The sequence below is a fragment of the Chitinophaga sp. GbtcB8 genome (assembly GCF_019091455.1).
Lineage (GTDB): Bacteria > Bacteroidota > Bacteroidia > Chitinophagales > Chitinophagaceae > Chitinophaga.
Genome location: NZ_JAGXJN010000035.1, coordinates 90,184 through 101,841, shown reverse-complemented (window position 1 = coordinate 101,841; position 11,658 = coordinate 90,184). Strand labels below are relative to the sequence as shown.

Sequence of the window (11,658 nt, the reverse complement as noted above, 5' to 3'; positions counted from 1 at the left end):
ATCCGTATCGAAACTGGTGGTGGCTTATGCAAAGAGGGGATAGACAACATGTAGGCCGGAGCTAAAGCCAATGAAGCCTCCGATAAGGTGCTGCGTGAAAAGGTTGAGAAGATCAACCAGGCCGATAGCTTAGTATTCCAGACAGAAAAACAGCTGAAGGAATATGGTGATAAGCTGCCGGCTGACAAAAAAACTACTATCGAAACAGCTTTGAATAAGCTGAGAGAAGCGCAGAAAAGTCAGGATATAGCACAGATCGATGCCGGTGTGGCAGAGCTGAATGCCGCCTGGACCGCTGCTTCTGAAGAAATGTACAAAGCTACGCAGGGTGCACAGGCCAATGGTGGCGCTGAAGAACCTCAACCGCAGGCCCAGGATAATGCCAGTGGCCAGGGTGGCGTAACTGATGCAGAGTTTGAAGAAGTGAAATAGAAGCTAAACGCTGAAAGTATAAAGCAGAAAGCCGATCGTTGCAATTTTGTGACGGTCGGCTTTTTTTTAAGGTTAAAGCCGAAAGCAAAAAGCATAAAGCTGATTGTCGCGATTTTTAATATTTAGTTTTAGGCTGACTTCCATATAGTTATGCAATAATCGCAATACCCGGCGTTCGATATTCCTCCGGCTTTCTGCTTTTTGCTTAATTTTAGGTTCCATGCAACTCAAGTTATATCCTTTTGAACTCAAATTCCGGCACACCTTTACCATTTCCCGTAAGTCAAAAGACGTGCAGCCATTACTGGTAGTGGAGCTGTTGCAGGATGGTTACAGCGGCCTGGGTGAAACGGCAGATAACAGCTACTATCATATAACGGTGCCCATGCTTATGGATTCCATTAATGCGCACCGCAGCCTCATTGAAGCCCATCAGCTGGATACCCCGGAAGCCTTCTGGGAGCAGCTGTATCCCCTGTTTAAGGATAATATGTTTGCCCTTTGCGCCCTGGACCTTGCTGCGCACGACCTGTACGCCAAAAAGCTGGGCAAAAAATTATATGAAGTATGGGGGCTGGATATTTCTCATAATCCGCTTACAGACTACACCATTGGTATAGACACGGTAGAGAACATGGTGCGCAAGCTGCAGGAATTTCCCTGGCCTATCTATAAAATAAAGCTGGGTACCCCGGATGATATTACCATCATTAAAGAGCTCCGTAAACATACAGATGCAATTTTCCGTGTAGATGCCAACTGCGCCTGGGGCGTGGCGGAAACCTTACGGAATGCCGCCGCCTTTAAAGAGCTGGGAGTAGAGTTTATTGAACAACCAATGCCCGCCGCAGACTGGGAGGGTATGAAAGAAGTATTTGCCCAATCAGCCCTGCCTATTATTGCTGATGAAAGCTGTATTGTAGAAACCGACGTAGCCAAATGCCATGGCCACTTTCACGGTATTAATATTAAGCTTACCAAGTGCGGGGGTATTACACCGGCCCGCCGCATGATAGCGGAAGCCAAGCGTGTAGGCATGCAGGTGATGACAGGCAGTATGAATGAAAGTACAGTTGGCACATCTGCCGTTGCCCACCTTTTGCCCTACCTGGATTATGTGGATATGGACGGCCCGCTGTTACTTGCTGCTGACACTGCTACCGGTGTGCAGATCATAGACGGCCGTATTATTTACGCCGACCGTCCTGGTACAGGCGCGCTTTTAATTAATAATGAATAATCAATAGATTATTGCGTATAAGAAAGCCCTGATTGGTTATCCAGTCAGGGCTTTTTGTTGATATTAATATGATGTAGTAAGTACTATTCTTCCACTACTTTCAGCTGCTCTGCCAGGAATACTTCATGTTTTATCTGTCCTGTAGCGGTGATCATTTTGCCCAATAAAGGCTGCAGCGGATTAGTGCCGGTTACCGGTTGTCTGGCAGGCCGTATCAGGAAAGTGCCGATATCTGACACCAGGTAAATGCCTGTGAAACTGCGTTTGGTATTAGCATAGAAAGTACGGAGCTCCAGCTTGCCTGTTAATTGTAACGGGCCTGTGGGATGTTTAGGTGAAGGTGGTACTTTCATGTATGATGCAGATATGGATTTCGTGCTAAGGTACAAATTTTATACTTGCTTAGGCGGCAGGGATTACCTATTTTTAATGGATGTCGATTAAACGCTACCGTTAACCGTTGACCTAGAACAAACACCCACGTATGAAAAAACTATCTGTTTACACTATACTGCTCACTGTTGTATTTTCCGGTCTTATGATGACAACCCAGGCTCAAACCATTGCCCGTATTGTAGTTGATGCCGGCAAGTATAAACGCGATCATACGCCTGTATCCATTACGCTGGATGATATAACGGCGGTGGCCGACAGTCTTTTCACACTCGTAGAAATTAAAGGTACCCAGCGCATTAATGTACCTTTTCAAATAGAAGCAGGTTACCAGCGCCGCCTGTGGTGGATACTTTCCGGTACCAGCGCACCCAATACCCAGCGCATATTTGAATTGCAGAAAGGAGATGCACACTGGAACTTTAAATCAACCATAGAGGCCATTGACCAGGAAGGCACCATCCGCCTGCAGGAAGGCAGCCAGCCTATTTTACAATACAATTACGCCATGGTATACCCGCCTGCAGGTATTGACAGCGCTTATAAACGCAGCGGGTTTATTCATCCCTTATGGGCGCCTAACGGGGCGGTGCTTACAAACATTCATCCCAAAGATCACTGGCACCATGTGGGCATCTGGAATCCCTGGACACATACAGAGTTTGAAGGCAAACAGGTAGATTTCTGGAACCTGAAAGAGAAACAGGGCACCGTACGTTTTACCGGTTTTCTTTCCAAAACACAGGGCCCGGTGTGGGGCGGTTTTAAAGCGCTGCAGGAGCATGTGGTATTGAAAACAGGTGGTGCCGAAAAAGTAGCTTTAAACGAAGTATGGGATATACGTACCTATCCTGCATTGGCCGGCGGCCGCCGCCGTGTATGGGATATGACCTCTATTTACAGCTGTGCGGGGCAAAGCCCTTTATTGCTGCTGCAATACCGCTATGGTGGCGGCTTTGGTTTCCGCGCTACTCCCGAATGGACCAATGCTACCAGCCAGGTGCTTACCTCCGAAGGCCGCACCCGTAAGGATGCAGACAGTACCCGTGCCCGCTGGATCAAAGTAACCGGCGAAACCAGTAAGGGCCGTGCCGGCATGCTGGTGCTCTCTTATCCGGCCAACTACGATTCACCGGAGCCTGTTCGGGTGTGGGCGGAGAATATGGAAAGAGGGGAGCTGTTCGTGAACTTTAGCCCCACTAAAATGAAACCCTGGCTGCTTACTTACGGGAAGGAATACACGTTAAAGTACCGCATACTGGTGTATAACAATGATATTACGGTAGCAGAAGCAGATGCGCTTTGGGACGACCTGGCACACCCGCCGGTAATAAAGGTAGAGAAGCGGTAAATGCCGCTGTTATTTTTTCAGCTGCCTGAAATGTTTCAGCGTTGCATAGGCGCCCCATATTCCCATGATCAGGAATATAACAATAAGGCCCCATTTGCCAGCCAGCCGGTAAATAGGCCTTTCCAGCCTGCTTAAACGGATGCCGGAAGCAGCGCCGGAAAATTGTATGTAACGGTAAACGGCAAAACCAAATCCAATGGCGGCTACAACAGCAGATCCAAGAACCTGGCCCCAGGAGGAAGTACCGGAGGATGGCGGGGTAGAGGATGGGTTATTCATGCGCTATAGATTGAAGGATAAATATAACTATTCATCCGCTATAGCAAAGTAGCGCAGGTAAATTATCAGGCTGCTTTTTCGGTTTTATGACCGGCTGTATATACGGCAGACAGCAGATCGCGCACAGGTATATTCTTTTCAAAGTACAGATCAATGCTGTCAAACACGATCTTACCATTCGGGTTCAGCACAAATATACCGGGAGTAGGCACATCTTCATTAACACCGGAAATGCGGTCCCAGATGGGATCAGTAGTAGAGTAAATACCAAACTGGCTGGCAATCTTATGCTGGCGGTCCCATACTACAGGGAAAGGCACAGGCTGTTTATTGGCCAGGATATTAAAGAAAGTGTTGTCCTCATCACTCAGTACCAGCAGATCACCACCCATTACCTGGATATCAGCATAGAGATCACGCAGCTCCTGCAGGCGTTTTTCAGCATAACCATTCCAGTGGAAAGAGATAAAAGCTACTACCAATGGACGGGAGCGGCCATGGATATCTTCCGGCAGGCCGGCAGCATTGATCACCTGTGCAGCAGGCAGGCTGAAGTCAGGAGTTACATCACCGGTGTGCAGCGGCGCCAGCTTGTTACGGCGCAGGGTAGGGGCGTTAAACCTTTCCGGAAGAGTTTCCAGCGGAATATCTGCGTATCTGTAGGTGATAGACATAAGCTAAATGTTTTTACGTTGGTTGGTGGAGCAAATATAGGGAATAATCCCATTAGTCTACAGGATTAGTAGGAAATTATTTTTTGCAATGGGGTTGCAGCTGATTCAGGGATTAAAATTCAATGCTTACGCCTCCTCCATATCCATTGTTTGCGGGGGCATCATTAAAGGTGCGCGGGTTTTGCGGATGCGGTCTATTTCCTCTTTCCAGTTGTCACCGAAAAGGCGGCCCATTTTTTCATCAATTTTCTGGATAGTATCCTGGATCTTTTTATTGTGCACATAATCATAGTAATCCCGCAGCAGGTAAATATATACGGAGGTGCTGATCTCCTCATCCTGCAGGCTTAAACCTGCCAGGTAGGCCTCTTCCAGCACCATGTAATAACGGCCGGTATTTTTGCGGCGGCATAACTCTGCTGCCTGGTACCAGCCGTTCATAGCCTGCTGGTTAAATTGATGCTCCTGGGCCAGCTTAGCCTGTTTAATGAACCATTCAATGGCCTCATCAAAGTTCCTGCGTATTTGCGCATAGGCGCCATGGTAGCCGTAAAACTGTACCATTAAAGGCAGGCAGGCAACATCGCCCTGCTGCATGCCCTGTTTGGAAATGCGCATACCGCGCTCTAACAATACAGGTAATTGCGGATCGCGTTTAAAGTAGAACAGCATGCCGGCATACATAATATGCGCGGTGGCAAATAACCCTTTATTGCCACTTTTTTGTGTATAGTCCAGCGCTTTTTGCCCCCACTCATGCAGGCGTTTAATGTCTTTTGCTTTCAATGCATCGCCCATTTCAAACATACAGCGGCGCAGCGCTATTTCAGGATCATTGGGGTTACCGCTTTTGGCCAGTTTTTGTATGGCATTTTGCAGCTCAAGGGGTACATGCATGGAGTGCATTTGTCCGGGGAACAGCCGTTCCTGGATCGCTAATTGTTCGTTGCCTACGTGGTCAAACATCAGCAGCTTTATACCTGCCGGTATGCCCTTTTTCAGCATATTGGTAAGCCAGTTCTTCAGGCCGCGCATGTGGCTTACCTGCCTGGGCAGCACGGCTAGCACCAGCTGTTTATCCGCTTCCTCCCTGGGCAGGGCCTGTTTAAATTCATTCAGCATGCGCAGCAGCGTATCATCCAGCGGTTGGCCATTGCCGTGTTCCAAAGCCTGTTGGTAGGCTTTCGGGTTCCAGGTAAAAGCAGCATTTCTTTTTTGCAGCTCTTCCATCAGGGCGGCGCTGTTATCAAAAGTTTCCAGCCAGTCTTTTATAATGGCTGCGCTGAAAGTATCCTCATCTTCAAAATTGGTGAGGTGGGTTACAAACACTTCCGGCATTTGCCCGTGTGGCGACGATTCCAGTTTGCAGAAACCTTCGTATACGCGGGCTTCTTCTGGTTTAATAACCAACCTCACTACGCGCAGCTGCGGGTTTTTAGCCACCTCTTTCAGCCATGCGCGTTGTATCTTGTTCAGCTCAAATGCTATGGGATTGTGTTCGTTCATGTTAACAGTTCTAAATTAATAAATGCCTCCTTTCCATGTGATGCCGCAAAGTTTGTACTCACCTTTTACTCTGCCAAAAACAAGGGCCTGGTTTGTTTCTTTGCCGTCATCTCCTGCCCATTGCGCATAACATAAGCGCAAATTGGTGCCCGGATCAATAACCGGTAGCAAGGTTTGGCCACCCGTTACCTGCTGTTCAAAGTCCGCAGGTGTTATTACCCATAAGCTGTCCCAGGGTGTAATAAGAACCTGGTTTCTAAGCGCTTTGTTTAGTATAACAGGCAAGGCAGTTATAAATTGCGCCGTATCTCCACCAGCAGCTGGCGCCGGCTTATCGGTATCCAGAAAAGGAGTTATACCGGATAGGGGAAAATAAGTAAGCATAATCAGCTTATCATCATTTTTTTCCTGCAACGCTTGCTGAAATCCTGCCCAGAAAGCAGCAGTATCATTTGCAGGAGGTTGACTAGCAGCAACCGCAACCTTTATTGTATCAGTTGCACTGTTATTTTCAGTTGTGTTATTATTACAGGCAAGTGACAGTAAAAAGCTCCCTATTAATAAAGTCCGGTTCACTAACAGTTAAGATTGAGCGCTCCTCCATTAATATCAGCTGTTGCGCTGCCGGCCATTTTTATAGCGGTACTGGTAATGTCCATTTTGGTATTACCTTTTGCTTCACAATGATCTGCAGTTAGCTTCATATTAGCGCTACAGAGCAGTTCATGAAGCGTATCGGCTGTAGCCTTGATCATATCAGCAGCAGATGTAATTTTATTAGCAGTATTATCCACCGTTATTTTGGCCGCACCTTCTCCTATGACCACTTTTTCAGTGCCTTTGATATGTATTTCTTTTGAAAGAAACTCTATTTTGTTCGGTGCATCCACCACGATCTTATCATCCGTTTTTACAGTTACCAGTGTTTGAGATTGCACGGTAATATTACCGGAACCATCCATGGCCATTGTACTGCCGTTTTTATCGGTAACAGAGATACTGCCGGTAGCGTCGTCCAGCTTAATAATGTTGCCACTGCGGGTTTTTAGCGCTTTTACATCATTACCGGAATTACCAAAGCTACTCTTGGCTTTCCCATTATAAGTGGTACCTATTACAAAAGGTAGCTCAGGGTTACCGCCTTCAAAATCTATAATTACTTCCTCACCTTTTTCAGGTATTATAAAAAGGCCTTTATCGCCTCCGCCGGATGCGGATATTACGCGGATCCAGGGTGTTTGACCGGTTTGCTGCCAGCGGAAACGGGCCCTGATACGTCCCAGCCCTTCCGGGTCATTATTTTCCAGTACCGTAGCAGATTGTGCTTCACAGAAAGGATGGTTATCCATCCGTACCAGCGGCGCTGCCACTTCTTCCGGGATAGCGTTAAATTCATTTTCATAATTGCCGTTGCCGGTACAATAATGTGTTACAGCAGTTACTACATATTTGCCGCGGTTCTGGTCCTGCAAAAAGGCTTCCTGTACTTCTACAGTATTACCAACCTGTAAACCCGTATTGTCGCTATAACCTTTTAACTGCACCATGCCAGCCACTTTGTTTTTCTTGGACAACTTGGTGATGTATTCAATCTCTTTATCAGATTGCCGGCCTAAAGCTTCATTGATCTTATAAGTAGCCTGTTTGGCAAATAAAGAATCACTCACTTTAGTCAGGTGCTGCGTATAATCGTTTCCGTTAATACTATGTGCATTCGTACTGTTTTCTACCAGGCTGTCTTTGTAATAATCCAAGCCAACATAACGGCTGTTGGTAGGTACGGTGTTCAGCTCAATTGAATAAGAGGAAAGGTCTACTCCGTATTTTAATAATAAGGAGTTGCCTGCTGATGATTGCCCAAACACCAGCTCTGTGCCGTTGTAATAAAACCATTCGCCAAAGCGGTTGGCCAGGCGTTGTAGAAAGCGGTAAGTGTTTTCCTTATATTGTACAATGTAGGGGATAGGGTTGGTATGTACCGGTTTTACATTGTTCTTCATCCCCGAACGGCCATATTGTCCCAGCAGGTTATTAGCAATATCCGCCAGTGTTTTCTCTTCATATGCTTCAATATGCGGATCATCATCCAGAAGAATGGTAGGGCTGTAACCACGTATGATACACTCTGCCTGGGCAATGCCCCCTCTTTTGCCGGTGGCAATGTTGGTTACAATGCCTTTGAACAGAAGCGGGTTACCGCCTTTACCTGAAAAATCCTGTTCTATGCTGATATTGATGGGCTGACCAATAAGTGATTTTGTTTTGGAAATGGCATCGTTATCCTTACCAAACAAACTGGCAGGATCAACCACCAGCTCAAAGTAATGATGGCCGTTTACGCTTTGCGTAAGCTGTAAGCGGTGAAAATCTTTGATTGCCGTTTCAGACTGTCCGCTGATGCTGATCTGGGTGCGCGTTTGAAGTGCCATATAAATAATTTATTGGATCAAAGAAATTAGTTGAATGTTAATTTATCCTCGTAAAAAGTATTGTTTTCCCTACTACACAAGTCCTTTCAAATATTAGCTTAGCATCCTCATTGAGTAAAATGATCTGTTTTGGCTGATCCGCCATAAACTGAAAGGCATATACCTGTTTTTGTTTGTCTTTTAGTGACCATATATTAAAGTCAGGATCAAAATTTACGGTATCCCGCTGCAGCAAACCGCTTACAGCAAGTGAAAGTTTAGGGAAACGCAGCTGTAAATGATATGCTTTGTTCTTTTGCGTTAATGATAAATATCCTTTGCAGTCCTTGCCAGCGTTTTCCAAGCTATCCAGTTCATAACTACCAATATACTGATGTAAGGCCGCTACCTCCTTGGTATAACTACCCTTGCGTACTGGTGGGGGATTAAGTTTTGCAGTAGTGCTTGTAAAAAAGAGATAATCTCGTTTATTAAAACAATTGTCACCCAATATATTTTTATAATCCAGGTTGATCAATGTAATGTAACCCGGACAGTTTTCATGTGCACAAGGTTCCTGCTCGCGTTTATTAAATATAAAAGCATAACGTTTTCCCTGGTTATCCTGCACAGACCAGACATTTGCTTCCTTTAGAAAATAAGCAGAATCCGGTTTTAGCGTGCCTGCTACAATAATTTCATCTGATGGGTGTTTGCTTAATTGTATAAAATAAGCGGCTGCTTTTTTGGAAAGTACTAATTGTAGATAAGTACCAGTGGCATTTTCACAATTCGCGTGAAAGCTGCCTATAAAATCAGCAATGTTACCGGAATTGCCCGTAGCGACAACAGATTGAGCCGTACTGACTGTAGGCAACACCTGGGTATTATCAGCAGACTTTTTATTATTTAATTCATTACCTGCGCAGTAAGTGGAGAAGTAATTCAATGCAAGCATTACCAAGATCAAGCTCCTGTAACGGTGTTTTTTTGTATGGGCCGTATGTTGTTTCAGCACCTGCATTGTTTATTTCTTTTTGCTTTTGCAAAAGACAATGTTATCCTGTTTGTCTGCTATAAAACATTTATTAATGGTGGGTTTGTAGTCTACATTATCCAGTACTAAGCACCCAGAGAAAAGTTCTGCGAGATACTTTTTATTGAATACAAACCCATAAGTGTAATTCTTGTTATCTGTAATAGCCCAAACATTTAACTGTGGGTCAAAGTTTGTATTATCAGGCTTCAGAGGACCGGTTACCAGTGTATAGTTCCCCGGAAAACTTTTTAATATTACGTTGTATTCAGTACCAGACTTTGTTATGTCCAGTGTTAAATAAATATTTTTATCTCCCTTGCAAATAGAGGTATATGTACCCACAAATTCATCCAGTCCTTGCTGATCTGTTGCAGCTGCATGTTTTTGTGTGATAGTATCAGCAGATGGGGCAATTGTTTTGTCACTGTCATTATTGTGCCCAGGGACGGATGTGTTGCTATTGCTGTTACAACCAGTTACTACCTGATAAAGCAATAAGCAAAAGCAAGTGAGTATAAATGGAATATGATGTGATCTATTTGCCAACTTCCTGCACCTTTTGATGAATGTTCAATACCGCTTTAGCTCTGGCGAGCATACTGCGCCGGTCTGCCAGGCCGTTATAACCACCATTGATCCGCCGCGTAATTTCCAGCAGGTTATCCGCATCTGCAAGGGGACTGAGCTTTTTATATACATGCCAGAACCATCCGGCAGAATCACTTGCCCAGGGCTCCTGTTCCAGCTGTACTGCAGTGGTATCATCTGTAAAGCTCTTGCCCACGTAGGTACCATATTTTGTATAGTTTGCCCGGCCGGTGATCTGGATCAAACCTCTGCCACGAAACCTTTTGCCATCACCTTTTTGTGTATTCCCCAGATCTTTACGGCCTTCATATGCAGCCCCACTGGCAATTTCGCGGGTATAAATAAAACGCCCGCTTTCATGCGCTACCTGTGCTATAAAATGTGCAATACGTAAAGGTGTCCTGATCTGATACTTGTGCATAGCAGCATTCAGCGGATCCACATGTTTGAGGATGTTGCTAAAGGTGGCGCCTTTGGCAATATCTTTTAACTGATCTACAGTCAGGTATACCACTTTGGCATCAATATCACAGGTACACGGCCCAAACAAATAAGTTTGCCGAACCGGATGTATGCTTTGCCAGAACGGATTAAACTGCGCCTCCGGTTTGGCCCACCAGGGATGAGCCAACACGTCTGCCATTTTAAGCTGAGGCTTATTTTGGAAGAAATTACATCTGCAATAAAGGCTGCTGCAACACATAGTCTGCAATTAATTTAATGAAGTAAAAGGGTTGCTCTGCGCCCCTACACCGGCCACGGATTCTGAAAAGAGCTGCTGTTCAACTTCACTTCCTTTGCTGAAATAGTGATCTGTACCTGCATGGGGTGGTCGCCGCTGGCCTGGAAGCGTTCTTCATAATTTACGCAATAAGCATCGGAGAACTTTAACTCTTTGAGCTTGGATAAAGCATCACGGCGGTAAAATACAATGCTGCCGCTCTTGGTTTTTGTGTTGGAGATCATCCATTCAAACAGGTCAGTGCTGCCATCGGATTCCAGGGTTACGGTGATCTGTCCGCCGGTAGGCCGGGAGGCAGGTTTACCATTATGATCTATACCTTGTGCAAAGGAAAACTGACAATCCAGTACGTTGATTTCTTCACCGTCTAATTGCATGACTGCTTTAAAAGACATATAGTTAATTGTTTTTGGATAATAGATGAATAAGCTAAATAACCGTGGATGCTGTTAATACAGGGCTGGTGATGCGGTTAACCTGGTCAACGTACAACAATAACCACTGCTGCAACAGCACAATTTATTTTGGGTGTAAGGCTTTTCTCATGGCACACTTTATTTGGGTTAAAACAGTTTCAAGGTTCATCAAACTTCCAGGTACGAAAATAGGTATTCTTACACATTTTCAATGCCTGCCTGTTATTAATTCTCCCGGTTGCTGTTGCCTATCCAAAATATTGCCAATCTTTATCAGGCAGCAACATATGCGGTTAATTATTAAAATGAGATCAGATTTAATAACAGGTCCCTTTAATGAACGGTGTCACGGTTTGCCGGCTGCGCAATAGTTTGCGCGCTTTTGGTATTTTTAACAAACAGTATCTTAATTGTTCTGAAATAAAGATATGTTGCCCACGAATGTAATAAATTATTGCACCTTTGCAACAGACTTGTATAAGCCCCCTGTATTAAATTAACATGACCCCGCAGGCTTCCATAAAAAGTTATACGTGTACATTTATTATAAGATTAAATAAATATTGAAGTAATTGATTTTATTAATTGTT

At 45.0% G+C, this 11,658-nt stretch carries 12 protein-coding genes and 1 pseudogene; 3 read left to right on the top strand and 10 right to left on the bottom strand.

Translation table 11 applies throughout. The annotated features are described in order from the left end of the window. Window positions 1-72 precede the first annotated feature (72 nt). Window positions 73-432 (top strand): annotated as a pseudogene (locus KVT36_RS24865) (Hsp70 family protein); the annotation flags it as partial. Window positions 433-652: 220 nt separating this feature from the next. After that, window positions 653-1,672, top strand: coding sequence for a dipeptide epimerase (locus KVT36_RS24860; protein ID WP_217606154.1), 1,020 nt, complete (start codon window positions 653-655; stop codon window positions 1,670-1,672). Between the two features lie 83 nt (window positions 1,673-1,755). Here the strand turns inward: KVT36_RS24860 and KVT36_RS24855 are convergent, their stop codons facing one another. After that, the gene (locus tag KVT36_RS24855; RefSeq protein WP_089913068.1) at window positions 1,756-2,025 is read right to left on the bottom strand and encodes a hypothetical protein; all 270 of its coding nucleotides are present in this window, start codon (window positions 2,023-2,025) and stop codon (window positions 1,756-1,758) included. A gap of 131 nt (window positions 2,026-2,156) precedes the next feature. Between KVT36_RS24855 and KVT36_RS24850 the strand changes: the two genes are divergently transcribed. After that, window positions 2,157-3,416, top strand: coding sequence for a PmoA family protein (locus tag KVT36_RS24850; RefSeq protein ID WP_217606153.1), 1,260 nt, complete (start codon window positions 2,157-2,159; stop codon window positions 3,414-3,416). A gap of 9 nt (window positions 3,417-3,425) precedes the next feature. On the opposite strand, the gene KVT36_RS24845 is transcribed toward KVT36_RS24850, so the two are convergent. The 9 genes from KVT36_RS24845 to tssD form a co-directional block, all read right to left on the bottom strand. Beyond that, entirely contained in the window at window positions 3,426-3,695 is a 270-nt protein-coding gene (locus KVT36_RS24845) for a hypothetical protein (RefSeq protein ID WP_217606152.1), read from the bottom strand. Between the two features lie 65 nt (window positions 3,696-3,760). Further along, complete coding sequence (locus KVT36_RS24840) at window positions 3,761-4,369, bottom strand: redoxin domain-containing protein (protein WP_217606151.1); 609 nt, start codon at window positions 4,367-4,369, stop codon at window positions 3,761-3,763. A gap of 126 nt (window positions 4,370-4,495) precedes the next feature. Then, window positions 4,496-5,875, bottom strand: a complete 1,380-nt coding sequence (locus KVT36_RS24835) for a hypothetical protein (RefSeq protein ID WP_217606150.1) — start codon at window positions 5,873-5,875, stop codon at window positions 4,496-4,498. Between the two features lie 15 nt (window positions 5,876-5,890). Then, on the bottom strand, window positions 5,891-6,259 hold the full coding sequence (locus KVT36_RS24830) for a hypothetical protein (RefSeq protein WP_217606149.1): 369 nt from the start codon (window positions 6,257-6,259) through the stop codon (window positions 5,891-5,893). Window positions 6,260-6,450: 191 nt separating this feature from the next. Continuing rightward, entirely contained in the window at window positions 6,451-8,304 is a 1,854-nt protein-coding gene (locus KVT36_RS24825) for a type VI secretion system Vgr family protein (protein WP_217606148.1), read from the bottom strand. Between the two features lie 37 nt (window positions 8,305-8,341). Then, entirely contained in the window at window positions 8,342-9,307 is a 966-nt protein-coding gene (locus KVT36_RS24820) for a hypothetical protein (protein WP_217606147.1), read from the bottom strand. Between the two features lie 3 nt (window positions 9,308-9,310). After that, window positions 9,311-9,868, bottom strand: a complete 558-nt coding sequence (locus KVT36_RS24815) for a hypothetical protein (protein ID WP_217606146.1) — start codon at window positions 9,866-9,868, stop codon at window positions 9,311-9,313. After that, the gene (locus KVT36_RS24810; protein ID WP_217606145.1) at window positions 9,858-10,553 is read right to left on the bottom strand and encodes a hypothetical protein; all 696 of its coding nucleotides are present in this window, start codon (window positions 10,551-10,553) and stop codon (window positions 9,858-9,860) included. The genes KVT36_RS24815 and KVT36_RS24810 overlap by 11 nt, the downstream gene beginning before the upstream one ends. Before the next feature lie 104 nt (window positions 10,554-10,657). Further along, on the bottom strand, window positions 10,658-11,047 hold the full coding sequence (gene tssD, locus KVT36_RS24805; RefSeq protein WP_089913042.1) for a type VI secretion system tube protein TssD: 390 nt from the start codon (window positions 11,045-11,047) through the stop codon (window positions 10,658-10,660). Window positions 11,048-11,658: the final 611 nt, after the last annotated feature.

What these genes read in the sequence shown, in the direction of transcription:
- KVT36_RS24835 (WP_217606150.1), bottom strand. Translation starts at nt 5,875, where the DNA reads ATGAACGAACACAATCCCATAGCATTTGAGCTGAACAAGATACAACGC.
- KVT36_RS24840 (WP_217606151.1), bottom strand. Translation starts at nt 4,369, where the DNA reads ATGTCTATCACCTACAGATACGCAGATATTCCGCTGGAAACTCTTCCG.
- KVT36_RS24830 (WP_217606149.1), bottom strand. Translation starts at nt 6,259, where the DNA reads ATGCTTACTTATTTTCCCCTATCCGGTATAACTCCTTTTCTGGATACC.
- KVT36_RS24810 (WP_217606145.1), bottom strand. Translation starts at nt 10,553, where the DNA reads ATGGCAGACGTGTTGGCTCATCCCTGGTGGGCCAAACCGGAGGCGCAG.
- KVT36_RS24860 (WP_217606154.1), top strand. Translation starts at nt 653, where the DNA reads ATGCAACTCAAGTTATATCCTTTTGAACTCAAATTCCGGCACACCTTT.
- tssD (WP_089913042.1), bottom strand. Translation starts at nt 11,047, where the DNA reads ATGTCTTTTAAAGCAGTCATGCAATTAGACGGTGAAGAAATCAACGTA.
- KVT36_RS24825 (WP_217606148.1), bottom strand. Translation starts at nt 8,304, where the DNA reads ATGGCACTTCAAACGCGCACCCAGATCAGCATCAGCGGACAGTCTGAA.
- KVT36_RS24820 (WP_217606147.1), bottom strand. Translation starts at nt 9,307, where the DNA reads ATGCAGGTGCTGAAACAACATACGGCCCATACAAAAAAACACCGTTAC.
- KVT36_RS24850 (WP_217606153.1), top strand. Translation starts at nt 2,157, where the DNA reads ATGAAAAAACTATCTGTTTACACTATACTGCTCACTGTTGTATTTTCC.
- KVT36_RS24845 (WP_217606152.1), bottom strand. Translation starts at nt 3,695, where the DNA reads ATGAATAACCCATCCTCTACCCCGCCATCCTCCGGTACTTCCTCCTGG.
- KVT36_RS24855 (WP_089913068.1), bottom strand. Translation starts at nt 2,025, where the DNA reads ATGAAAGTACCACCTTCACCTAAACATCCCACAGGCCCGTTACAATTA.